Origin of the sequence: Delftia sp. ZNC0008 (assembly GCF_000799035.1) — a bacterium.
Taxonomy (GTDB): Bacteria; Pseudomonadota; Gammaproteobacteria; order Burkholderiales; family Burkholderiaceae_C; genus Comamonas; species Comamonas tsuruhatensis.
Genome location: NZ_JTKZ01000734.1, coordinates 1 through 22,929 on the forward strand (window position 1 = coordinate 1; position 22,929 = coordinate 22,929).

Annotated in this window: 27 protein-coding genes and 1 pseudogene; 14 read left to right on the top strand and 14 right to left on the bottom strand. The window is 63.7% G+C overall.

Features of this window, described 5'->3' with window-relative positions; genetic code table 11:
• Together L995_RS23785 and L995_RS23790 are read left to right on the top strand one after the other, a co-directional pair.
• Positions 1-305 (top strand): annotated as a pseudogene (locus tag L995_RS23785) (ATP-binding cassette domain-containing protein); the annotation flags it as partial.
• A 54-nt stretch (positions 306-359) separates the two neighbouring features.
• Positions 360-575, top strand: a complete 216-nt coding sequence (locus L995_RS23790; protein WP_012206434.1) for a TOBE domain-containing protein — start codon at positions 360-362, stop codon at positions 573-575.
• 54 nt (positions 576-629) lie between these two features.
• On the opposite strand, the gene L995_RS23795 is transcribed toward L995_RS23790, so the two are convergent.
• Genes L995_RS23795 through L995_RS23810 form a run of 4 tightly spaced genes read right to left on the bottom strand, consistent with a single transcriptional unit; the run spans position 630 to position 2,965 of the window.
• On the bottom strand, positions 630-1,109 hold the full coding sequence (locus L995_RS23795; protein ID WP_047473929.1) for a DUF2269 family protein: 480 nt from the start codon (positions 1,107-1,109) through the stop codon (positions 630-632).
• Entirely contained in the window at positions 1,106-1,510 is a 405-nt protein-coding gene (locus L995_RS23800; RefSeq protein ID WP_047473930.1) for a DoxX-like family protein, read from the bottom strand. Before L995_RS23800 ends, L995_RS23795 begins: the two co-directional genes overlap by 4 nt.
• Positions 1,503-2,372, bottom strand: coding sequence for an NAD-dependent epimerase/dehydratase family protein (locus L995_RS23805; protein WP_047473931.1), 870 nt, complete (start codon positions 2,370-2,372; stop codon positions 1,503-1,505). The genes L995_RS23800 and L995_RS23805 overlap by 8 nt, the downstream gene beginning before the upstream one ends.
• Positions 2,373-2,410: 38 nt before the next feature.
• Positions 2,411-2,965, bottom strand: a complete 555-nt coding sequence (locus L995_RS23810; RefSeq protein ID WP_034364559.1) for a GbsR/MarR family transcriptional regulator — start codon at positions 2,963-2,965, stop codon at positions 2,411-2,413.
• Between the two features lie 187 nt (positions 2,966-3,152).
• Here L995_RS23810 and L995_RS23815 point away from each other — a divergent pair, with 187 nt between their 5' ends.
• Both L995_RS23815 and rlmD read left to right on the top strand, forming a co-directional pair.
• Positions 3,153-3,470 (top strand): hypothetical protein, encoded by a 318-nt coding sequence (locus tag L995_RS23815; RefSeq protein WP_013801667.1) that lies wholly within the window; start codon positions 3,153-3,155, stop codon positions 3,468-3,470.
• Between the two features lie 76 nt (positions 3,471-3,546).
• Entirely contained in the window at positions 3,547-5,019 is a 1,473-nt protein-coding gene (gene rlmD, locus L995_RS23820; protein ID WP_046240686.1) for a 23S rRNA (uracil(1939)-C(5))-methyltransferase RlmD, read from the top strand.
• A gap of 88 nt (positions 5,020-5,107) precedes the next feature.
• Here rlmD and L995_RS23825 read toward each other — a convergent pair whose 3' ends face one another.
• Together L995_RS23825 and L995_RS23830 are read right to left on the bottom strand one after the other, a co-directional pair.
• Positions 5,108-5,536, bottom strand: a complete 429-nt coding sequence (locus L995_RS23825) for a hypothetical protein (protein ID WP_016448327.1) — start codon at positions 5,534-5,536, stop codon at positions 5,108-5,110.
• 68 nt (positions 5,537-5,604) lie between these two features.
• The gene (locus tag L995_RS23830; RefSeq protein ID WP_012206426.1) at positions 5,605-6,297 is read right to left on the bottom strand and encodes a Bax inhibitor-1/YccA family protein; all 693 of its coding nucleotides are present in this window, start codon (positions 6,295-6,297) and stop codon (positions 5,605-5,607) included.
• A gap of 190 nt (positions 6,298-6,487) precedes the next feature.
• Here L995_RS23830 and L995_RS23835 point away from each other — a divergent pair, with 190 nt between their 5' ends.
• Positions 6,488-6,895 carry a GlcG/HbpS family heme-binding protein gene (locus L995_RS23835; protein ID WP_017405970.1) on the top strand — a complete coding sequence of 136 codons (408 nt, stop codon included), beginning with the start codon at positions 6,488-6,490 and terminating at the stop codon, positions 6,893-6,895.
• A gap of 265 nt (positions 6,896-7,160) precedes the next feature.
• Here the strand turns inward: L995_RS23835 and L995_RS23840 are convergent, their stop codons facing one another.
• The 8 genes from L995_RS23840 to L995_RS23875 all read right to left on the bottom strand — a co-directional run bounded on the left by L995_RS23840 (position 7,161) and on the right by L995_RS23875 (position 12,633).
• Positions 7,161-7,382, bottom strand: coding sequence for a hemin uptake protein HemP (locus L995_RS23840; RefSeq protein WP_016448325.1), 222 nt, complete (start codon positions 7,380-7,382; stop codon positions 7,161-7,163).
• A 213-nt stretch (positions 7,383-7,595) separates the two neighbouring features.
• The gene (locus L995_RS23845; RefSeq protein ID WP_016448324.1) at positions 7,596-8,009 is read right to left on the bottom strand and encodes an ExbD/TolR family protein; all 414 of its coding nucleotides are present in this window, start codon (positions 8,007-8,009) and stop codon (positions 7,596-7,598) included.
• Positions 8,010-8,012: 3 nt separating this feature from the next.
• On the bottom strand, positions 8,013-8,735 hold the full coding sequence (locus L995_RS23850; RefSeq protein ID WP_016448323.1) for a MotA/TolQ/ExbB proton channel family protein: 723 nt from the start codon (positions 8,733-8,735) through the stop codon (positions 8,013-8,015).
• 15 nt (positions 8,736-8,750) lie between these two features.
• A complete protein-coding gene (locus tag L995_RS23855) occupies positions 8,751-9,455 on the bottom strand; it encodes an energy transducer TonB (protein WP_047473932.1) in 705 nt (234 codons plus the stop codon).
• Between the two features lie 101 nt (positions 9,456-9,556).
• A complete protein-coding gene (locus L995_RS23860) occupies positions 9,557-9,829 on the bottom strand; it encodes a (2Fe-2S)-binding protein (RefSeq protein ID WP_016448321.1) in 273 nt (90 codons plus the stop codon).
• Positions 9,830-9,935: 106 nt separating this feature from the next.
• Positions 9,936-11,063, bottom strand: a complete 1,128-nt coding sequence (locus tag L995_RS23865) for an alpha-hydroxy acid oxidase (protein WP_047473942.1) — start codon at positions 11,061-11,063, stop codon at positions 9,936-9,938.
• Between the two features lie 102 nt (positions 11,064-11,165).
• Positions 11,166-11,465, bottom strand: a complete 300-nt coding sequence (locus L995_RS23870) for an SWIB/MDM2 domain-containing protein (RefSeq protein WP_012206418.1) — start codon at positions 11,463-11,465, stop codon at positions 11,166-11,168.
• Between the two features lie 217 nt (positions 11,466-11,682).
• Positions 11,683-12,633, bottom strand: coding sequence for a DMT family transporter (locus L995_RS23875; protein WP_047473933.1), 951 nt, complete (start codon positions 12,631-12,633; stop codon positions 11,683-11,685).
• A 362-nt stretch (positions 12,634-12,995) separates the two neighbouring features.
• Here L995_RS23875 and aceA point away from each other — a divergent pair, with 362 nt between their 5' ends.
• The 9 genes from aceA to L995_RS23920 all read left to right on the top strand — a co-directional run bounded on the left by aceA (position 12,996) and on the right by L995_RS23920 (position 22,836).
• Positions 12,996-14,327, top strand: coding sequence for an isocitrate lyase (aceA, locus tag L995_RS23880; protein ID WP_016448318.1), 1,332 nt, complete (start codon positions 12,996-12,998; stop codon positions 14,325-14,327).
• A 301-nt stretch (positions 14,328-14,628) separates the two neighbouring features.
• The gene (thrS, locus tag L995_RS23885) at positions 14,629-16,560 is read left to right on the top strand and encodes a threonine--tRNA ligase (protein WP_016448317.1); all 1,932 of its coding nucleotides are present in this window, start codon (positions 14,629-14,631) and stop codon (positions 16,558-16,560) included.
• Positions 16,561-16,641: 81 nt separating this feature from the next.
• Positions 16,642-17,262: a translation initiation factor IF-3 gene (gene infC / locus L995_RS23890; RefSeq protein WP_074923479.1), complete on the top strand. Its 621-nt coding sequence runs from the start codon at positions 16,642-16,644 to the stop codon at positions 17,260-17,262.
• A 203-nt stretch (positions 17,263-17,465) separates the two neighbouring features.
• Positions 17,466-17,669, top strand: coding sequence for a 50S ribosomal protein L35 (gene rpmI, locus L995_RS23895; protein WP_046240115.1), 204 nt, complete (start codon positions 17,466-17,468; stop codon positions 17,667-17,669).
• A 26-nt stretch (positions 17,670-17,695) separates the two neighbouring features.
• The gene (gene rplT, locus L995_RS23900; RefSeq protein WP_012206412.1) at positions 17,696-18,055 is read left to right on the top strand and encodes a 50S ribosomal protein L20; all 360 of its coding nucleotides are present in this window, start codon (positions 17,696-17,698) and stop codon (positions 18,053-18,055) included.
• Between the two features lie 110 nt (positions 18,056-18,165).
• Positions 18,166-19,218 (top strand): phenylalanine--tRNA ligase subunit alpha, encoded by a 1,053-nt coding sequence (gene pheS, locus L995_RS23905; protein WP_012206411.1) that lies wholly within the window; start codon positions 18,166-18,168, stop codon positions 19,216-19,218.
• A gap of 212 nt (positions 19,219-19,430) precedes the next feature.
• On the top strand, positions 19,431-21,878 hold the full coding sequence (gene pheT, locus L995_RS23910; RefSeq protein WP_047473934.1) for a phenylalanine--tRNA ligase subunit beta: 2,448 nt from the start codon (positions 19,431-19,433) through the stop codon (positions 21,876-21,878).
• A 33-nt stretch (positions 21,879-21,911) separates the two neighbouring features.
• On the top strand, positions 21,912-22,244 hold the full coding sequence (locus tag L995_RS23915; RefSeq protein WP_016448314.1) for an integration host factor subunit alpha: 333 nt from the start codon (positions 21,912-21,914) through the stop codon (positions 22,242-22,244).
• A gap of 181 nt (positions 22,245-22,425) precedes the next feature.
• Entirely contained in the window at positions 22,426-22,836 is a 411-nt protein-coding gene (locus tag L995_RS23920) for a MerR family transcriptional regulator (RefSeq protein WP_047473935.1), read from the top strand.
• Positions 22,837-22,929: the final 93 nt, after the last annotated feature.

Consider the following 22,929-nt stretch of genomic DNA (forward strand, 5'->3'; position numbering starts at 1 on the left):
ACCGCCTGATCGAAGGCCTGTGGCAGCGCCACGGCTTCACGGCCCTGCTGGTCACGCATGACGTGCAGGAGGCCGTGGCCCTGGCCGACCGCGTGGTGCTGATCGAGGACGGCCGCATTGCGCTGGATGAACGCATCGCCCTGCCACGGCCGCGCGTGCACGGCAGCGTGGCGCTGGCGGCCATTGAGCAACGCATTCTCGACCGCGTGCTGCAAAAGCCCGCCGCCGAGCCCGAATCCAACCCGCTGACCGACACCACGGCCTGGCCCGGCGTACCGGCCCATGGCCTGCGCTGGGCGGTCTGACTTTTCGTTTTCCCCAACCTTCCTTTGATTCCTTTTGATCCCCAGGAGAAAAACATGTCCATTCAAGCCATCAACGTGCGCAACCAGTTCAAGGGCCAGGTGCGCGAAATCATCCGTGGTGACGTTGTCTCCGAAGTCGATGTGCAAACGCCCTGGGGCGTGGTCACCTCGGTGATCACCACGCGCTCGGTGGACGAGCTGGGCCTGGTCGTGGGCTCCGACGTGGTGGCCCTGGTCAAGTCCACCGAAGTGTCCATTGCCAAGCTCTGAGGCCAAGCTCTGAGGCCAAGCTCTGAGGCCAGGCACTGAAGGCACTGCCGATGCTCAACCGCCCCAGAGCATCGGCTTGTTGACCATGAGGTAGTAGGTCACGGCCATGGCGATGAAGGCCGGGTAGCCCAGCGCCTCCCAGCGCCGGGCGTAGACGGCATACAGCGCGGGCAGGGCGGCATGCGCTGCGTGCGCGCCGCGCGCCATGGCGGCCATGCGCACCTGCAGCCAGACCACGGGCAGCCAGCAGGCGCCGGCCAGCAGGTACAGGCCCAGCGACAGTGCCAGCCACGGCGTGGTCAACGGCCAGCCCGCCATGTGGGCCAGGGCAATGCCGCTCACAGGCTGTATGACCACGCAGGGCGTGGTGAACCACCAGTCCGCACGCACCACCAGGCGGCTGACCACGGCCTGCGCAGCGACGCTGCCGCTGCGGTTGGCGAAGAACATGTAGAAGGCCGAGCCCAGGCCGGTGCCGACCAGCAGCACGCTGGACGCGATATGCAGCGTCTTGAGCAACAGGTAGAGATTCATGCGGACTCCTTGGACGTGACGGGCGCCGACATCAGGTGCAGCAGCATGGCTGCGATCGGCAGGTTCTTGAGCAGCGGCCCCAGCGGATGCAGCCACAGCGTGGGCTGCAGCACCGTGGCCAGCACCGTCATTGCAGCCATCAGCAGCAAAGCCGCCAGATAGCTCTCCCGGCCCGGCCGCAGCCACAGCGCCATGCCCACGGCCAGGTCGGCGAGCAGGCCGCTCCAGATCAGGTATGTCTGCCAGCGCGCATCGTGGATGCCGGCATCGGCCAGCACCTGCACGCTCAGGCTGCGGTGCTCGATGGCGCTGACCAGGGCCGTGCCCAGCCAGACGGCGATCAGGCTCAAGTGCATGGTGCGCAGCGGCGCTGGAACGGTGCGAGAGCGGCGCTCATCCATGGCGCAAGGTGGACAGCAGTTGGGAGGGCGCAACGCCGGGCCGGCCCAGCAGGCCTTGCAGGCCAGCCGGATCGGTGACGTTGTCGCTGGCCAGCATGGCCAGTGTCTCTCTGCACCACGGTGAGGCGCTGACCCAGTCGCCAGCGCGTGCGCTGGCGCGGGTGAGCCAGCCGGGCAGGGTGCCCACGCGGGCCGGAGCGCGGCCCATCTGCGCGCGCAGGCTGGCAATCAGTGCGGCTAGCGGCAAGGGCAGGGGGCCACCGATCTCGATCATGCCCACGGGCTCGGGGCGCGTCACCAGGCCGGCCACGGCCTCGGCCAGGTCGCGCACGGCTACCGGCTGCACGCGGGCCTGCAGCACGGGGCGCGGCAGCAGCAGCGCCGGCAGGCGCGCCATGGACAGGAACATCTCGCTGCTGGCGCCGCCAGCGCCGAACACCACGCTGGGGCGGACCACGCAGCCTTGCAGATGTCCGGCTGCCGTGAGTGCCAGCAGATGCTCGTCAGCGGCGCGCTTGGTGGTGGCGTAGCGCGTGGCACTGCCTTCTATGCCCAGGGCAGAGATCTGCACCACGCGCCGCACGCCGGCTGCCGCGCAGGCATCGAACAGGGCGATGGGGGCCTTGGCATGCATGGCATCGATGGGCCGGGAGGCGCTGTCGCGCAGCACGCCCACGGCATTGACCACGGCATCCACGCCCGCCAGGTGCGGCAGCCAGGCGTCGGGCGTGGTGGCCTTGGCGTAGTCGAGCGCAGGCAGTGAATGGCGGCTGCGCGCCACGGGGTCGTGGCCGGCCAGTGCCAGCAGGTTGACGATATGGCGGCCGATGAAGCCGTTGCCGCCGCAGACCAGAATGCGCATGGTGACCTCCAGTTTCTCTTGTGACGGAAATTTCAGGCTCAGCGTCCGCGCTTGACACGGGTGTCAGCGGCCTCGGAGCGCACGAAGCGCTGCACGCTGGCGCCCAGGCGCAGGAGCTTGTCCAGCGTGGAGGGCGACAGCCGCAGCATCTCGTCGGTCCAGATGCCCAGCGACTCCATGAGGCGCAGCGTCTCGTGCACGCGGTCCTGGGTGTCGGGGGATTCGGCATCGAAACCGGGCTCGGCGATCAGTTCGCGCAGCATCTCGGAGGTCGGGTCGAACTCGCGCTGCTTGCGCTCTCGCACGATGGTGCGCAGCAGCTCCCAGACATCGGACGAGGTCTCGAAGTAGTCGCGGCGATCGCCGGGCCTGCGGCTGGTGCGGATCAGCTCCCAGTCCTGCAGTTCCTTGAGGCTGTTGCTCACGTTGGAGCGAGCGGCGCCCAGCGTGCCGGCAATCTCTTCCGCATTGAGCGGGCGGCCATGGAAAAACAGCAGGGCGTGGATCTGGGCGACCGTGCGGTTCACTCCCCAGGAGCTGCCCATGTCGCCCCAATGGTGGATGAAACGGTGTGCGATGGGACTCAGTTGCATGGCTTCAGTGTCTGCAGGTCTGAAATTTCTGTCAAGAGAGAAATTTGAGAAAGCTGAAAAATCAAAACCGGCTGCAGCGCGGAGGCGGCACCTGGCGGGGCGCGGCATGTGCTGCTCCATAATGCTGGGCAGCCTGGCCTGCCACCCAGTACATACACAGGCGGGCCGCCGTTTTGAGGGGAACACCATGACTGCTGTGCAAAACCTGCGTGCCATCACCGTGCTGGCCGCCTGCGCGCTGGCGCAGGCTGCGTCTGCCGCCTGCTATTCCGTCTACACGCCCGAGCAGGAACTGATCTACCGCTCCAACCGCCCGCCGGTGGACCTGACCTTGCCGCTGCACCAGACCGTGGACAAGATCGAGCGCGGCGCCACCATGGTGTTCACGCTGGACGAATTCAACTGCATCACCGAAATCAACCTGCTGGCCGAACGCGAGCAACTGGCCCGGGCGCGCCAGGAGCGCCAGCGGGACCTGGGCCGCAGCAGCACGCCGCGCTCCTGAGGGGCAAAAGCGAGTTCGGGGCTTTTTTGGGGGCGCGCCACCAGGGCAATCGGAGAGCCTGAGACAATCTGGCCCCATGAGTGAACCCCGCGACAACAAGATCCCCGACAACCTGCCCGAAGCCGACGCCGACGCCCCTGCACTGCCCGAAGGCTGGCTGCAGGTGCTGTCCATGGATATGGACGCCCAGGGCGTGGCCCGCAAGAGCGATGGCAAGGTGGTATTCATCGACGGCGCCCTGCCGACCGAGCTGGTCAGCGCCAACACCCATCGCAAGAAAAACAACTGGGAAGCCGCCAGCCTGACGGCCATCCACCGCGAATCCTCCCAGCGCGTGCGCCCCGGCTGCCCCAACTTCGGCTTGCATGCCGGCGCCTGCGGCGGCTGCAAGATGCAGCATTTGCACGTCGCTGCCCAGGTGGCCATCAAGCAGCGCGTGCTGGAGGACAACCTCTGGCATCTGGCCAAGGTCAGGCCCGAGACGCTGCTGCGCCCCATCGAAGGTCCGTCGTGGGGCTACCGCTTCCGCTCGCGCCTGTCGGTGCGCTACGTGGCCAAGAAGGGCAAGGTGCTGGTGGGCTTTCACGAGCGCAAGAGCCGCTACATCGCCGACATGGAAACCTGCAAGGTACTGCCGCCCCATGTGGATGCCATGCTGCTGCCCATGCGCGCGCTGATCGCCTCCATGGATGCGCGCGAAACCTGCCCGCAGATCGAGGTCGCCTGCGGCGACTCCGTCACGGCCCTGGTGCTGCGCCACCTGGAGCCGCTGTCCGAGGACGATCAGGCCCGGCTCCGCGCTTTCGCGGCCGAGCACAACGTGCAGTGGTGGCTTCAACCCAAGGGCCCGGACACCGTGCACCTTATGGAGCAGGGAGGCGCCCAGCTCGATTACGGCCTGCCTGATTTCGGCATCACCATGCCGTTCAAGCCCACGGACTTCACCCAGGTCAATCCGCACATCAACCGCGTGCTGGTCACGCGCGCGCTGCGCTTGCTGGATGTCAAGAAGGATGAGCGCGTGATCGACTGGTTCTGCGGTCTGGGCAACTTCACCCTGCCCCTGGCCACGCAGGCGCGCGAGGTGCTGGGCATCGAGGGCAGCGACACCCTGGTCAAGCGCTCCCATGAAAACTACGCGGCCAACAACGCGCAGCGGGCGGAGGGCGACAAGCTCGCGCCCACGCGCTTTGTGGCGCGCAACCTGTTCGAGATGACGCCCGAGATGCTGTTCGCCGACGGCGTCGCCGGCAAGTGGCTGGTCGATCCGCCGCGCGAGGGAGCGTTTGCGCTGTCCAAGGCCCTGGCCGACATCCACCAGGCGCGCATCGGCGCCGAAGGCGCCGAGCCCCTGCCGGCAGGGCATGAGGACTGGCGCTTTCCAGAGCGCATCGTCTATGTCAGCTGCAATCCCGCCACGCTGGCGCGCGATGCCGGTCTGCTGGTGCACCTGGCCGGCTATCGCTGTGTTTCGGCCGGCGTGGTCAACATGTTCCCGCACACGGCCCATGTGGAGAGCATGGCGGTGTTCGAGCGTCGCGTGGACTGACGGCGGCCCCTCAGGCCCTGCATGAAAAAGCCGTGGCCGCCTGAGGGCGCCACGGCTTTTTTGCGGCCGGATCCGGATGCCTGCCGGATCAGCTGCGATTGCGTCCTGCCGAAGGCTCGGCAGGCACATCTTCCTTGTCGCTGCGGCGGCGGTCACTCTGGCCCAGGACCGAAGGCGTGCCCTCAATCTTGTTGGCGCGCATGTACTCGTCCATATCCTTCCAGCCTGCGAACACCAGGGCCTTGGGCGATTTGGGGTTGAGCGTGTAGCAGTCCTCCAGCCCGCGCAGGGCATGGCGGCAGGCCCCGCCAATGGCCTTGGCCTCGGCCTCCTTGGCGACGGCGCGGGGGTCCGGCCCCAGGCCCGGAATATCATCCAGCTTGCAGCCGGCAAGCAGCGTGGGCAGCAGCAGGATGGCGAAGGTGCGGGGAAGATTAGGCATGGTCATCTTGACGAGATTATCGGCACGACCCGGAAAAAGTTGAGCCCGCCTTGCACGAATGATGATCCCGGACATGCAAAAGGCCTCCCGAAGGAGGCCTTTGGTGTTGCAGCACGCAAGGCGCAGCCTTGGCGCGTGCGGCATCAGTCGCGTTCGCCGCCCATGATGCCCAGCAGGGCCAGCAGGCTCTGGAACACGTTGAACAGGTCCAGGTACAGGGCCAGCGTGGCGCTGATGTAGTTGGTCTCGCCGCCGTCCATGATCTGCTTGAGGTCATAGAGCATGTAGGCGCTGAAGATGCCGATGGCCGCCACCGAGATCGCCATCATGCCGGCCGTGGAGCCGATGAAGACGTTGATGATGGAGCCCACGAACAGCACCAGCACGCCCACGAACAGGAACTTGCCCATGCCCGACAGGTCGCGCTTGATCACCGTGGCCAGCGAGGCCATGACCAGGAACACGCCGGCCGTGCCTGCAAAGGCGGTCATGATCAGCTCGGAGCCGTTCTTGAAGCCCAGGATCATGCCGATCATGCGCGACAGCATCAGGCCCATGAAGAACGTGAAGCCCAGGAGCACGGGAATGCCGGCTGCCGAGTGCTTTGTCTTCTCGATGGCGAACATGAAGCCGAAGGCGCCGCCCAGGAAGACGATGAGCCCCAGACCGCCGCTCAGCGAGCGCGTGATGCCCGTGGCCACGCCCAGCCAAGCGCCCAGCACGGTGGGGAGAAGACTCAGGGCCAGCAGCCAGTAGGTGTTGCGCAATACGCGATTGCGCTCTTGCTGCGAGACACCGTAGCCCGCAGAGCCCAGTGTGGTGACTTGATCATTCATGTGGCCAGTCCTCCGAAGGAGTGTTGTTGCGACTTGCCCATTCTAGGTGGCGGCTCGCGCGCCGCTTGCAATACCCCGAGCCTCTGCCATGGTTTGGTTTCGAATGTTTTGTTCTGCGCATGCATTGTCAGTCCTCATACGATTGCTATGCTTATAGGACATTTGTGATGGAATGGATAACTGCAATCTTATGAAGACCAAGCATGAACTCGAACTGGCCGACGTGAAGGCCATTGCCGCCGCCGCAGAGGCCGAGGCGCTGAAGAACAAGTGGGCCGTGACCATTGCCATCGTCGATGACGGCGGTCACCTGCTGTGGCTGCAGCGCCTCGATGGTGCCGCCGCAGTCTCGGCCCATATCGCTCCGTCCAAGGCCCGTTCGGCTGCCCTGGGCCGCCGCGACACCAAGGGCTATGAAGACATGATCAACAACGGCCGTACGGCCTTCCTGAGCGCCCCCACGGTGGACGGCCTGCTCGAAGGCGGCGTGGCCATCATGAAGGACGGCCAGTGCCTGGGTGCCGTGGGCGTCAGCGGCGTCAAGGCCAATGAGGATGCCCAGGTGGCCAGCGCCGGCATTGCGGCTCTGGGTCTGTAAAAGCCCCTGATGCACCCTGCATGAATCTGCCTTTTGGGCCGATTCATGAGGCAAAGAAAAAGCCCCTGTACTGAGGTACAGGGGCTTTTTCTTTGAAGCGATCCACATTGCAGCGCAGGGAAAAAATGCTTGGCTACGCAAAATCCGAAGATTCTGTTGGCTGGCTAATCGACCTTTGGGACTGGAAGCCCCAAGGTCGCCCCACGATGAAACAAAGAAGCGGTCAGCGGACCCAAACATGACCCGCCGACGGCTGCAACCTTGGTTATTTGGTCAGGATGAGCTTGCCCAGCTTGGTGGCCTGCAGACGATAGGGTGTGCCGTTGTGCACGATGGTCACAGCCTTTTGCCCATTGAGCAGCAAGGTGCTGTCGAGTCCGCTGGCGGCCCCGCTGAGGGCTGCGGATGCTGCGGCCTGCAGCGCTGCAAAGGCCTGGGCTGTGGAGTTGCCGGACAGATGCGAGGTGGCGGCGGAAGTGGCAGACATGCAGGGAATTCCTCAAAAATTGGAAAGTTTTGTGAATGATAACAATTCTCAATTGAAAATCAAGTGAGACTTACTCTCATTGTGGTTTCTGCCCCCCGAACGACCGAACGCCTGATCACCTCGCGAGCTTGTTCCAAGAGCGGGCCGCAATGGAAAACGGCCCCGAAGGGCCGTTGTCGCTGAGCGCCAGGCAACGAATGCCGCTCTCGCGGCCTACTTGACGGGGTCCGTCACAAAGCCGATCTTGCGCACGCCGGCACGCTGGGCGGCGGCCATGGCCTGGGCAACACGCTCGTAGCGCACTTCCTTGTCGCCCTGGATGTGCAGGTCGGGTTGCGGCTCCTTGGCTGCCTCGGCCTTGAGGTTTTCCTCGAACTGCGTATCGCTCACGGCCACGCCATTCCAGTGGTACTGGCCATCAGCGGACACGGCCAGGCGCACGGTGGCGGGCTTGACGTCTTCGGGCTGGTTGGTGGCGCGGGGCAGGTCCACGTTCACCGAATGCTTCATCACCGGCACGGTGATGATGAAGATGATCAGAAGCACCAGCATGACGTCGACCAGCGGCGTCATGTTGATCTCGTTCATCACCTCTTCGCCGTCATCATCCATTGTTCCGAATGCCATGGCTTACGCGCCTTTCTTCAGCGGCAGCACATTGCCGGCTTCCTTGCCGTCGATGGACACACGGGCGCCGGTCACGAAGTAGGCGTGCATGTCGTGGGCAAAGCTGTTGAGTGCGTTGAGGATGGACTTGTTGCCACGCACCACGGCGTTGTAGCCGAGCACGGCCGGAATGGCCACGGCCAGACCCAGGGCCGTCATGATCAGCGCCTCGCCGATGGGGCCTGCCACCTTGTCGATGGAGGACTGGCCCGACAGGCCGATGGCGACCAGTGCGTGGTAGATGCCCCAGACGGTGCCGAACAGGCCGATGAAGGGAGCTGTAGAGCCCACGGAGGCCAGAATGGCCAGGCCCGATTGCAGGCGGGCCGTGAACTCGCTGATGCCGTTGCGCATGCAGCGGGTCACCCAGTCGCTGATGTCAAGCGTGTCGTGCAGGTGGGCGCTGGTCTTGCGGTGGTGGGCAGTGGCTTCGCGGCCTTCGAGCACCAGGTAGCGGAAGGGGTTGGATCGGTCATTGCCGAGCTTTTCCAGGCCGCTGGCCAGGTCGGGGCTGTGCCAGAAGTCCTGGGCGTTGCGGGCGTACTTCTTGAACTTCACGATGTCCAGGGCCTTGATGATCATCACCAGCCAAGAGGCCACCGACATGGCCAGCAGGATGACGGCGACGGCACGGGTGACGAAGTCTCCCTGCGTCCAGACGTGGGCAATGCCGAATTGGGAATCCATGGATACTCCTGAGAATCAATTGAGGGTGAATTTGACCGGGACCGTAACCCACATGGGGGTTGGCGTGCCGTTGCTCTTGCCGGGGACGAACTTCCAGTTCTTGACGCCGTCCACGGCCTGCTGGTCCAGACGGTCGTAGCCGCTGGATTTGCTGACCTCGATCTTCTGAGGCAGGCCTTGCGCATCCACGAAGATGCGCAGCATCACGGTTCCCTGCTCGCCCATGCGCCGGCTGATGGCAGGGTAGTTGGGCGCCGGGTTGTTCAGGTAGGCGGCATTGTTGGATGGCAGCTCGATCTTGGGCGGTGCCGGAGGGGCAGGAGGCGCGGGCGGGGCAGGTGGGGCGGGCGGTGCCGGGGGGGTCGGCGGTGCCTCCACCACGGGCTTGGGCTCGTCTTCCAGCGTGCCTCGCGGCGCCGCAGGTGCCGGCTTGGGATCGGCAATGGCCTTGGGCAGAGGCGGCGCCTTCTTCACGACCGGCTGTGGCTTGGGGGGGGGCGGTGGCGGCGGAGGTGGCTTGGGGGCCTCGGGCTCGGGCGCGGGTGGCGAAATGAATTCCGCGATCACCTGGGCTGGCACGATGACCTCTTCGGGGGCGCGCTGGAGCAGGCCATGCTGCATCGCCCAGAGGGTTGCTGCATGCAAGACCACGACCGAACCCGCGATGGCCACGTTACGGCCAAGGCCCCCGGGGGGGCCAAAACGATCAGACTGGGACATAGAGACAGAAGGAGCTGACAGCGGATAGGTGCCGGGTGCTGTCGCTCGGAAGACGGAGTATCAGCTGCGCAGGATCCACCAGGTGCATGTAACGACGAGGATCAGGCTGCCGACAAGTGCTGAGAGGAGGACCATGCTTTGCTCTCCAGGATATTGTTGGCAAGCTGGACGGTCTGGGCCGCGATCTCGTTGTGTATGGCCGCCACGGGCTGGGTTGCGCAGCATTGCGCCACCACATCCCGGGCACAACTCTCGCACCGGCCGCACTGCATGGCGATACCCAATTCGAATTGGATTTCGTCAAAGCTCATGCCAGCGTGAGCGTGGCGTGCGATCTCACGGTCGGAAACCCGGCGACATACACAGACGATCATGGCTACAGGCAGTAATGGCTGGCTATTGATGAGATGAAAAATTATAAATGAGAATTCATCGCATTTGCAATTCTTGGTTGTCTGTAGGGCTGTATGGCCTTGCGCTTTACTCAGTATCCAGCAGTTCCATAGTGGCCTGCGCGAGGGTTGCACAGCCTGTCAGGGCCATGGCGGCCTCCAGTTCGTCGCGCAGCAGCCTCAGCACGTGGGCCACGCCAGCGGCACCTGCATTGGCCAGACCCCAGATTATCGGGCGGCCTATCAGCACAGCCGTTGCACCGAGAGCGATGGCCTTGAGCACATCGGTGCCTCGCCGTATGCCGCCGTCGGCGAGCACAGGGAGCGCATGGCCCGAGTTGCGCAAGGCCTTGGTGACGCGCGCCAGTGCGGTGGCCGTTGCGGGAACGGTATCCAGCGTGCGTCCCCCGTGGTTGGAAACAATGATGCCTGCCACGCCCGATCTCGCCGCCTGCAGCGCGTCAGCCGGATGCAGCACCCCCTTGAGCAGCACTGGCAGGCGCGTCTGCTGCTGCAGCCAGGCAACGTCATCCCAGGTGGGCGCATGCTGCAGCAGGCCGTCGAACAGTGCGCTCTGGTCCGGTGTGAGCCGGACGGCCGGAGATGGAGCCAGGCCCTGCAGATTGACGGCAGAAATGCCGGCGGGAAGGCTAAAGCGCGCGCGGCGTTCACGGTCCCGTACGCCGCTGGCGGGGGCGTCCACCGTCAGCACCAGCGCTTCGTAGCCTGCCGCCTCGGCCCGTTCGATCAATTGCCTGGTAAAGCCCCGGTCGTGCTGCAGGTACAGCTGGAACCATAGCGGCCCGCGGGTCGGCGTGAGCTGTGCGGCCTTCGCCACAGTCTCCAGCGGCAGGCTGGCCTGGGTGCTGAGCACCATGCCCGCGCCCAGCGCCGCAGCCGCATAGGCTGTTGCAAGCTCTGCGTCGGCATGCGCCATTTGCTGGAAGGCCATGGGGGCGACCAGCAGGGGGCAGGCCAGCTCTCGCCCCAGCAGTTGCAGCCGTGTGTTTCCCCCTGCAAGAGGCCTGAGTACGCGTGGCCACAACGTGAGCGCATCCCAGGCGCTGCGGTTGGCGGCAAGGCTGTGTTCATCGGCCGCGCCGCCCGAGAAGTAGGCCCAGGCGTTGTCGTCCAACCGCTGCCGCGCCTGGATCTCGTGGTCGGCCAGATTGATGATGCCGTCGGGAACGGCTTGCAGTGCGGGCACTTGGCTCATGGCATTGGAGGGTGGGCGATGGCGCATCGCCGGTGGCAGACATCCGGAAAAAAGAAAAGCCGGCCCATGGGCCGGCTTTCATCCGTGGGGCAGGCCCGGGGATTACTTGACGTGCTTGCCGATCAGGCCAGCCATCTCGAACATCGAGACTTGGGGCTTGCCGAACACTTCCTTGAGCTTGGCATCAGCGTTGATCATGCGCTTGTTGGCAGCGTCTTGCAGCTTGTTGGCCTTGATGTAGACCCACAGCTTGCTGATGATCTCGGTGCGGGGCAGGGGGGTGGAACCCACCACGGCAGCCAGAGCGGGGCTGGGGGTGAGGGGTTTCATGAAGGCGGCGTTGGGAGTGCGCTTCTTTGCGGGAGCTGCCGGAGCAGCCGTTGCCTTCTTTGCAGTTGCCATGTTGCTTGTTCCTAGTATGGAGTGGATTCTTTACCAGCGAAAAACCGTCGCTATCCACTGGCAGGCTGATGCTAATGGGAAAAAAACGGTCTTCCAAGCTCACCCGTCAAATTTTTGCCTCGATTTGTTGCTGTGGCGCTGTTTTTTGAAGAGTTTTTGCATTCCTGCTCCCTTTCGGGGGGCCGCCATGGCTGGAGGGCCGTCGGAGTCAGCGCTTTCAGAGGGGGCGGGCCTCGCTTGTGGAAGAAGGTTCCGAAGAGAGTTTTCGGGCGGGCCAGGTAGCCACAAAAATGCCCAGCAGGGCGATCGCGAAGGCCAGCGCCTGCATGGATGTGACCCGTTCGCCCAGCACGCACATGCCGACCAAGGCGGCGCTGATCGGCAGCAAAACCGTGAAAGTGCCCGCCTGCGAGGCTGGCACGCTGCGCAGGCCCGTCATCCACAGCCATACGGTCCACACGCAGGCAGCCAGGGCGTAGAACAGCAGCAGTCCCCAGATGCTCCATTGCACGCTGCCGAAGTCGAAGTGCCAGGCCAGATACAGCCCGAAGGGAGTTGACAGCGCAAATCCCCAGAGGTTGACGATGGATGTGATGCGTTTGGGCCCCAGGGATGTGGTCAGGCGCTTGCCGATCACGGCGTAAAACGCCTCGCAAAGCACGGCGCCGACGAGCAGCATCTGCCCCAGCCATGCCTGCGACGAGGTCGAAGAGACTGCCGCGGTGCCCGCGTCGGGGCGCGACAGTGCATACAAGCCTATGCCGGTCACAGCCAGTGCAATGGCCAGCCAGGTGCGCGCGGCCACGCACTCGCGCAGGAACAGCCAGCTCATCAAGGCCACGGCGGCCGGAATGGCGGCCATGGTCACGCCTGCCGTGACGGCGCTGGTCAGGCTGACGCCGGTAACCATGCAGATGGTGAAAAGGAAGTTGCCGAACAACGATTCCAGGAACAGCAGTCCTTGTGTGCGGCGCGGCAAGGGAGCCTCGTCAGCCGGCTTGCGCAGCCATCGCAGCATGGCGATGGCTCCTATGCCAAAGCGCAGCCAGGCCAGCAACAGCACCGGAAAAATGGCGGCCAAGGGCTTGGATAGGGCGACATAGCTGCCGACCAGGGACATGCTCAGCGCCAGGCAGGCATAGGCAGATCTGCGATGGGAGGTGTTCACGGCTTGTGGAGTTTGGGGCGGCGGTAGCGCTGCCTGAACGCGCGATGGTACCTGCGGGCACGGCAGGCACCCGTGACATACCTGTGTCGCGAATGCTTGCCATGCTGTGGCAATTTTTCACTGCATGGAATCTTCTTTTTGCATTGTGAAAAAATGAATTGCTGCGTTGCGCCATTTTTTCTCAATACGAGAAATGCAATTTCACATTGGAAAATATGAAAATAAGCTGTTGATTTTTATGAAGAAAAATTTAGTCTTGTATAAGACACAAGATGTTGATCGGGTCTTCTATAAGACTTAAATTTGATCCCAAGGCCGACGCAAGAAAGCCGCTTGTTTCAACAACCTCCCAGGAGAGCAACATGCCCCAATCCCTGACCCAGCAACTGAGCCGCGAACAACAGATTTCCGCCCTTGAGAAAGACTGGGCGCAGAACCCCCGTTGGAAGGGTGTCAAGCGTGGCTACAGCGCCGCTGACGTGGTGCGTCTTCGCGGCAGCCTGCAGCCTGAATACACTCTGGCCCAGCGCGGCGCGGAACTGCTCTGGGACAGGATCAACGGCGGTGCCAAGAAAGGCTACGTGAATGCCTTTGGCGCCATCTCTGCGGGCCAGGCCATGCAGCAGGCCAAGGCCGGCCTGGAAGCGGTGTACCTGTCGGGCTGGCAGGTGGCTGCCGACGGCAACACCAGCGAAACCATGTACCCCGACCAGTCGCTGTACGCCTATGACTCGGTGCCCACCATGGTGCGCCGCATCAACAACACCTTCAAGCGCGCCGACGAAATCCAGTGGAGCCGTGGCATCAACCCCGGCGACAAGGAGTTCATCGACTACTTCCTGCCCATCGTGGCGGATGCCGAAGCCGGCTTCGGCGGCGTGCTCAACGCGTTCGAGCTGATGAAGAACATGATTGCCGCTGGCGCGGCAGGCGTGCACTTCGAGGACCAGCTGGCCGCCGTGAAGAAGTGCGGCCACATGGGTGGCAAGGTGCTGGTGCCTACCCAGGAAGCCGTCGAGAAGCTGATCTCCGCGCGCTTTGCCGCCGACGTGATGGGCGTGCCCACCATCGTGCTGGCCCGTACCGATGCTGAAGCCGCCAACCTGATCACCTCCGACCATGACGCCAACGACAAGCCGTTCCTGACCGGCGAGCGCACGCAGGAAGGCTTCTACCGGGTCAGGAACGGCATGGAGCAATCCATCAGCCGCGGCGTGGCCTACGCACCCTATGCAGACCTGGTGTGGTGCGAAACCGGCGTGCCTGACATCGGCTTTGCCCGCGAGTTCGCCCAGGCCGTGCATGGTGCCTGCCCAGGCAAGCTGCTGAGCTACAACTGCTCGCCCTCGTTCAACTGGAAGAAGAACCTCAACGACAGCCAGATTGCCTCCTTCCAGGAAGAGCTGTCTGCGTTGGGCTACAAGTTCCAGTTCATCACGCTGGCCGGCATCCACATCAACTGGTTCAACACCTTCAAGTTTGCCCACGCCTACGCCAACGGCGAAGGCATGAAGCACTACGTGAACATGGTGCAGGAGCCCGAATTCGCAGCCCGCGAACAAGGCTACACCTTCGTGTCGCACCAGCAGGAAGTGGGTGCAGGCTACTTCGACGACGTGACCACGGTGATCCAGGGTGGCTCGTCCAGCGTCAAGGCACTGACCGGCTCCACGGAAGAGGAGCAATTCCACTGAAGCGCGGCTTCGGTGAGTGCAACTTCAGGTAGATAGGGGTGAGAAAGCGTCCGGGGCCTTGTGCTTCGGGCGCTTTTTCTTTGCTGGGGTTAAAATGCAAGGAGTTTTCAACTGACAAGGGCGAGAAAGGCATCATGGTTATGACACCGCGAACTACATCGGAGATGTACACCGGCCGCTAGCGGCTGGCGGTTCGCGCCTGCACGAGATTCACTCGACCCCAACAAAGCGCGGACCCGGCTCCGCGCTTTTTTGCTTTTGGGGGATGGCGCACCCCCTGAGAAATATTTTTAGGAATCCCATGATCCACATTACGCTTCCCGATGGTTCGCAACGCGAGTATCCCGGTCCGGTCACCGTGGCCGAAGTGGCTGCATCGATAGGCACGGGCCTTGCCAAGGCTGCACTGGCTGGCAAGGTTGGCACGGGCGACGACGCCAAGGTGGTGGACACCAGCTTTGTGATCGACAAGGACATGCCCCTGTCCATCGTGACGGCCAAGGATGCAGATGGCCTGGACGTGATCCGTCATTCGACGGCCCACTTGCTGGCCTATGCCGTCAAGGATCTGTTTCCTGACGCCCAGGTCACCATCGGCCCCGTCATCGAGAACGGCTTCTACTACGACTTCTCGTACAAGCGTCCTTTCACGCCCGAGGATCTGGTCGCCATCGAAAAACGCATGGCCGAGCTGGCTGCCAAGGACGAGCCCGTGGTGCGCCGCGTGCTGCCGCGCGACGAGGCCGTGGCCTACTTCAAGGGCATGGGCGAGAACTACAAGGCCGAGATCATCGCCAGCATCCCCTCGAACGAGGATGTGAGCCTGTACCGCGAAGGCGGTTTCGAGGATCTGTGCCGCGGCCCGCACGTGCCGAGCACCGGCAAGCTCAAGTTCTTCAAGCTGATGAAGGTGGCTGGCGCCTACTGGCGCGGTGACCATCGCAACGAGATGCTGCAGCGCGTGTACGGCACGGCCTGGGCTACCAAGGACGACCTGCAGCAGTACCTGCACATGCTGGAGGAGGCCGAAAAGCGCGACCACCGCAAGCTGGGCCGTGAACTGGATCTGTTCCACATCGACGAGCATTCGCCAGGCACCGTGTTCTGGCATCCGAAGGGTTGGGCTTTGTGGCAAGAGGTCGAGCAGTACATGCGCCGCGTGTACCGCGACAACGGCTACCAGGAGGTCAAGGGTCCGCAGATCCTGGACAAGACCCTGTGGGAGAAGACCGGCCACTGGGACAAGTACCGCGAGAACATGTTCACGACCGAGTCGGAAAAGCGCGACTACGCGCTCAAGCCGATGAACTGCCCCGGCCACATCCTGATCTTCAAGCAGGGCATCAAGAGCTACCGCGACCTGCCGCTGCGCTACGGCGAATTCGGCCAGTGCCACCGCAACGAGCCCACGGGCGGCCTGCACGGCATCATGCGCGTGCGCGGCTTCACGCAGGATGACGGCCACGTCTTCTGCACCGAAGACCAGATCCAGCCCGAAGTGCTGGCCTTCACCACGCTGCTGCAAAAGGTCTACGCGGACTTCGGTTTCAGCGACATCATCTACAAGGTTGCCACGCGCCCCGAGGCGCGCATCGGCTCCGATGAAAGCTGGGACAAGGCGGAGGCCGCGCTGATCAACAGCCTGGAGGCTTCGGGCTGCGAGTACGTGATCTCGCCCGGCGATGGCGCGTTCTACGGTCCCAAGATCGAGTACACGCTCAAGGACGCCATCGGTCGCCAGTGGCAGTGCGGCACCATCCAGGTCGACTTCTCCATGCCCGAGCGCCTGGATGCGGAATACGTGGGTGAAGACGGCGATCGCCATCGCCCCGTGATGCTGCACCGTGCCATCGTCGGCAGCCTGGAGCGTTTCATCGGCATCCTCATCGAGCAGCATGCCGGTGCCATGCCGACATGGCTGGCTCCTGTGCAGGCGGCCGTGCTCAATATCACTGACGCGCAGGCGGACTATGTGCGGGAAGTCGCGCAAAAGCTGCAAAAAGCATTTCCGAATCAAGGCCTTAGGGTGGCGACAGATCTGCGCAACGAAAAGATTACGTATAAAATACGGGAGCATTCGTTGCAAAAGCTGCCTTACATCCTTGTTGCAGGCGACAAGGAGAAGGCCGCTGGTGCAGTGGCAGTGCGCGCACGGGGCAACAAGGACCTCGGAGTGATGTCGGTCGACGCGTTCATTGAACTCGTGGCCAAGGACATCGCGGCGAAGGCCTGACGGAGCATCTCCACAGGCGTTAGCCGTTTGGCGTGTACTGCACACAAGCGGCTACGCTGTTGTAGCAACTTAAATCCAAGGGTGAGAACCATAGCTACTGAATTTCGTGATCGGCGCCACCGTGAAGAGCGCAAGCATCGTCTCAACCGTGAAATCATGGCGCCTGAAGTGCGTCTGTCCGGCCCGGAGAACGAGCCGCTGGGCATCGTGCCTCTGCAGGAAGCGCTGCGCATGGCGGGCGAGTTGGACGTGGACCTGGTGGAAATCGCCGCCACGGCCACTCCGCCTGTCTGCCGGTTGATGGACTATGGCAAGTTCAAGTACCTTGAACAGAAGAAGGCTGCCGAAGCCAAGGCCAAGCAGACCGTCATTGAAATCAAGGAAGTGAAATTCCGCCCTGGTACCGACGACGGCGACTACAACATCAAGCTGCGCAACATCCGCCGATTCCTGGCCGATGGTGACAAGTGCAAGATCACGCTGCGTTTCCGCGGCCGTGAAATCACGCACCAGCAGATCGGTCTGGACCTGCTGAACCGTCTGCGTGACGATCTGGCGGACTCCATCCAGGTGGAGCAGTTCCCCAAGCTCGAAGGCCGCCAGATGGTGATGATGATCGCCCCTGCGCGCAAGAAGCCCACCACCGGTGGCAAACCGCAAGCAGAGGTTTCTGCTGCACCTGCGGTGGCTGATAAGGCATAATCGCGGTTTCGCCCTTCGCTGAGGGGCGACAGAATTTGCAGGCCTTGCGCGAGTCGATTGCGCGGGGCGTGCGATGCAAGGGACATGGTATCCATGTCCCTTGTTCTTGCCGGCCTCCGGGCTGGCACAGAAGTGTCTCGGGGCCAGCAAGTGCGCGCAGTGTTGCGAGCCGCCTCACGAGCACAAACAACAGGAGCATTCAAATGCCCAAAATGAAGACCAAGAGCAGCGCGAAGAAGCGTTTTCGCGTTCGTCCCGGTGGCACCGTCAAGCGCGGTCAAGCCTTCAAGCGTCACATCTTGACCAAGAAGACCACCAAGAACAAGCGTCACCTGCGTGGTGCAGTGGCTGTGCATGAGACCAACATGGGCTCGATCGCACAGATGCTGCCGATGGCTGGCCTGTAATTCACTGACGAACAAGGAGAAAACACATGCCTCGCGTCAAACGTGGTGTAACGGCCCGCGCCCGTCACAAAAAAGTTCTGGCCCTTTCCAAGGGTTTCCGCGGCCGCCGCGGCAATGTCTTCCGCATCGCCAAGCAGGCGGTGATGAAGGCTGGGCAATATGCCTACCGTGACCGCCGTGCCAAGAAGCGCGTGTTCCGCCGTCTGTGGATCGCCCGTATCAACGCCGCTGCACGTGAACTGGGCCTGACCTACAGCCAGTTCGCCAACGGCCTGAAGAAGGCAGCCATCGAGATCGACCGCAAGATGCTGGCCGATATCGCGGTGCACGACAAGGCTGCTTTCAGCAGCATCGTTGATCAAGTCAAGGCCAAGCTGGCTGCTTGAGATAACGGTCTGTGGCCATCCTCGTGATGGCTTGCAGCGCAAACAGCAAGGGCTAGGGCTTGAAAAGGCTGCTAGCCCTTGTTTCTTTTCACAGTCGATAAAGAGTCGATATGAACGAGTTGGATTCTCTGGTCGAAAGCGCGCAGCAATTGTTCGCGCAGGCACAAACCCCCGCTGATCTGGAAAACGCCAAGGCGCAGTTTCTGGGCAAGTCGGGCAAGGTGACCGAGCTCATGAAGGGCATGGCGCAGCTTTCCGTCGAAGAGAAGAAGTCGCGCGGAGCCGCCATCAACGTGGCCAAGCAAGGCATCGAGGCCGCCCTGACCGCGCGCCGCAAGGCCCTGGCCGATGCCGAACTGCAGGCCCACCTGAAGGCCGAGGTGCTGGATGTGACCTTGCCGGGCCGTCGCCGTGGCCAGGGCGGCCTGCACCCCGTGTCGCTGACTCTGGAGCGCATCGAGGGCATCTTCGGCTCCATGGGCTTCGATGTGGCCGAGGGCCCCGAGATCGAGTCCGACTGGTTCAACTTCACGGCGCTGAACACGCCCGAAGACCATCCCGCCCGTTCCATGCACGACACCTTCTACGTGGAAGGCGGCACGGAACAGGCCCCCAATCTGCTGCGCACGCACACCAGCCCCATGCAGGTGCGCCATGCCGTGCAGCACGTCAAGAAATACCGTGAGCGGCTGGACGCCGGCCAGGGCATGCCCGAGATCCGCGTGATCGCGCCGGGCCGCACCTACCGCGTGGACAGCGATGCCACGCACTCGCCCATGTTCCACCAGTGCGAAGGCCTGTGGATCGGCGAGAACGTCAGCTTCAAGGATCTGAAGGTGGTCTTCACCGACTTCTGCAAGACCTTCTTCGAGAGCGACGACCTGGTGTTGCGCTTCCGTCCCAGCTTCTTCCCCTTCACCGAGCCCAGCGCCGAGATCGATATCCAGTTCCAGAGCGGCCCGCTGGCCGGCCGCTGGCTGGAGGTGGCCGGATCCGGCCAGGTGCACCCCAACGTGGTGCGCAACATGGGGCTGGATCCTGAGAAGTACATCGGCTTTGCCTTTGGCATGGGTCCTGACCGCCTGACCATGCTGCGCTATGGCGTCAACGATCTGCGTCTGTTTTTTGACGGCGATATCCGCTTCCTGTCGCAATTCCGTTAGAAATGGACCGCCCCCTGAGGCGCTGCGCGCCATCCCCCTGGGAGGGGGACGACGCCCTCGCCGCGAGGCTGCTCTTGCTCGGCGTCTCCGGCCTGAACCACGCCAGTCGCATGGTCAGGCTGTTCGGGGGCTTGGAATGAGAGTCGTCAATACGTTCATGGGGTCCGCCAGCGCCGTGGCGCGCGGACCGAACCAACGCCAAAGAGTCTGATATGCAATTTCCCGAATCCTGGCTGCGCGAGTTCTGCAATCCGCCGCTGACCACCCAAGAACTGGCCGACACCCTGACCATGGCCGGCCTGGAGGTGGAGGAGCTGGAGCCCGTGGCACCGCCGTTCACCAAGATCGTCGTCGGCGAGATCAAGGCTGCCGAGCAGCATCCCAATGCCGATCGCCTGCGCGTGTGCCAGGTCGATGTGGGCGGGCCCGAACTGCTGACCATCGTCTGCGGCGCGCCCAACGCGCGCGTGGGCATCCGCGTGCCTTGCGCCACGGTGGGCGCCGAGCTGCCACCCGGTGAAGACGGCAAGCCCTTCCTCATCAAGATCGGCAAGCTGCGCGGCGTGGAGAGCTTCGGCATGCTGTGCTCGGCGCGCGAACTCAAGCTGTCCGAGGACCATGGCGGCCTGATGGAGCTGCCGCTGGACGCGCCCCTGGGCCAGAACATCCGCGAATACCTGAACCTGGATGACACCCTGTTCACGCTCAAGCTCACGCCCAACCTGGCGCATTGCCTGAGCGTCTATGGTGTGGCGCGCGAAGTGGCTGCGCTGACCGGTGCGCCGCTCAAGCCCCAGTCGTTCACGCCTGCTGCGGTGGGTGTGCAGGACAGGCTGGCCGTGAAGATCGAGGCGCCCGACCTGTGCGGCCGCTTCTCGGGCCGCGTGGTACGCAACGTCAACACCCAGGCGAAGACGCCGCAGTGGATGGTCGATCGCCTGGCGCGCTGCGGCCAGCGCAGCGTGGCGCCGCTGGTGGACATCTCCAACTATGTGATGTTCGAGCTGGGCCGCCCCTCCCACATCTTTGACCTGGACAAGATCCACGGCGGCCTGCAGGTGCGCTGGGGCAAGGAAGGCGAGCAGCTCAAGCTGCTCAACGGCAATACCGTCACCGTGGATGGCCAGGTGGGCGTGATCGCCGATGAGCGCGAAGTCGAATCGCTGGCCGGCATCATGGGCGGCGACGCCACGGCCGTGTCCGACGACACGCGCCACATCTACATCGAGGCCGCATTCTGGTGGCCCAAGTCGATTGCCGGCCGTTCGCGCCGCTACAACTTCTCCACCGATGCGGGCCACCGCTTCGAGCGGGGTGTTGATCCCGAGCTGACCGTCGAGCACATCGAGCGCATCACGGAACTGGTGCTGCAGATCTGCGGCACGCCCGAGACCGTCTGCGGCCCCGTCGACGACCAGAAGTCCAATATGCCCCAGCCCAAGCCCGTCACGCTGCGCGTGGCGCGTGCGGCCAAGGTCATCGGCATGCCGCTCACGCAGCAGCAATGCCACGATGCGCTGGCCGGCCTGGGCCTGCCGGTGGAGCAGGGCGATGGCGTGCTCACCGTCACGCCGCCCAGCTTCCGCTTCGACATCAACATCGAGGAAGACCTGATCGAGGAAGTGGCGCGCATGGTGGGTTACGAGAACCTGCCCACGACCAAGCCGCTGGCGCCCATTGCGCCCAAGCTGCGCGCCGAAAACCGCCGCAGCCAGTTCGCCGTGCGCCGCGCGCTGGCCGATCTGGGTTACCAGGAAACCATCAACTTCAGCTTTGTGGAAGCCGCGTGGGAGAAGGATCTGGCTGGCAACGCCAATCCCATCCAGCTGCTCAACCCCATCGCAAGCCAGCTCAGCGTGATGCGCTCCAGCCTCATCGGCTCGCTCATGCAGGTGCTCAAGTTCAATGCCGACCGCAAGGCCGAGCGCGTGCGCGTGTTCGAGCTGGGCCGTGTCTTCCTCAAGGATGACAGCGTTGTTGACAGCGACACCACGGTCAAGGGCTTCTACCAGCCCATGCGCGTGGCGGGCCTGGCCTGGGGAGCTGCCGAGCAGCTGCAATGGGCTCGTGGCGAGACCAAGGTCGACTTCTACGACGTCAAGGGCGATGTCGAGGCGCTGCTGGCGCCGCGCAAGCCTGTGTTCGAGCCGGCCGAGCATCCGGCCATGCACCCGGGCCGCTGCGCACGCGTGCTGCTCGATGGCCAGTCCATCGGCTTCATAGGCGAGCTGCATCCCCAGTGGCGCCAGCAATGGGATCTGGCCCAGGCGCCCGTGCTGTTCGAGCTGGAGCTCGATGCCGTGCTGGCGCGCGAGGTGCCGGTGTTCAAGCCCGTGGCCAAGCACCAGGCCGTGGAGCGCGACATTGCCGTGGTCGTGAACGAAAAGACCACGCATGCCCAGCTCATGCAGGCGGTGGAGGCTGCCCAGACCGGCGGCCTGCTGCGCTCTGCCGTGCTGTTCGATGTGTTCCGTCCCAAGGCGCTCAAGGCCGGCGAGACAGCGGCTCCGGGCGCGCTGGCGCAGGACGAAAAGAGCCTGGCCGTGCGCCTGACGCTGGGCCATGACGACAGCTCGCTGACGGATGTGCAGATCGAGCAGGCCGTGCAGGCCGTGCTCGAGCAGCTGCAGCAGCGTCTGGGTGCGCGCCTGCGCGCATGATGGAGGGTGCATGCCGTGAAAGGAGATCCTGTGATGGAACTGGCGGTGGAAAGTCTTGATTCGCCTGCGCTGACCAAGGCGCAGCTGGCGGATCTGCTGTTCGACGAGATCGGCCTGAACAAGCGCGAATCCAAGGAAATGGTGGATGCGTTCTTCGAGCTGGTCTCGCAAAGCCTGGTGTCGGGCGAGGATGTGAAGCTGTCGGGCTTCGGCAACTTCCAGATCCGCACCAAGGCGCCGCGTCCGGGGCGCAATCCGCGCACGGGCGAGGCCATTCCGATCGAGGCGCGCCGCGTCGTGACCTTCCATGCGAGCAGCAAGCTCAAGGAGCAGATCCAGGAAGGCACATCGGGCTCCCAGGCCTGAGGAAAGCCTGCCCGGGCCTGCATGGCCAGCTGTCGCCAGCCTGTCTGCCTCGCGGTGGATGGGCTGTTTTTACGACAGGGTGCTGGCCTGCAGGCGAGCTGTGCAGTAGGCTCGGCCTTCTTCCCGGATCGGCGTCCGCGCGCCAGCGGCATTGCACATCCTGACTTCATCCACATTTGCCATGGCTTCACTTCTGCCCCAGATTCCCGCCAAGCGCTACTTCACCATCGGTGAGGTCGCGGATCTGTGCGACGTCAAGCCGCATGTGCTGCGCTACTGGGAGCAGGAGTTCACGCAGCTGCGCCCCATGAAGCGGCGCGGCAACCGCCGCTACTACCAGCACCACGAAGTGCTGATGATCCGGCGCATCCGCGAGCTGCTGTACGAACAGGGCTTCACCATCAACGGCGCGCGCAACCGCCTGCGTGAGGCCTCGGGGTCTGCCGTGGTTCCCGCGCTGCAGGCCGGTGTCGTGGTGTCGGCGCCGGCTGCCGCGCCGCTGCTCGGTGGCGATGCCGCGGTCAGCGTTCCGCTGGAGCCGGAGGCCGTGCGCGAGGAGCTTTTGCAGATTCGTGCGCTGCTTTCTATTTGAGAGCAAAAAGCTGTATATAATTGAATTCTTCGGCGTGTAGCGCAGCCTGGTAGCGCACTTGCATGGGGTGCAAGGGGTCGCGAGTTCGAATCC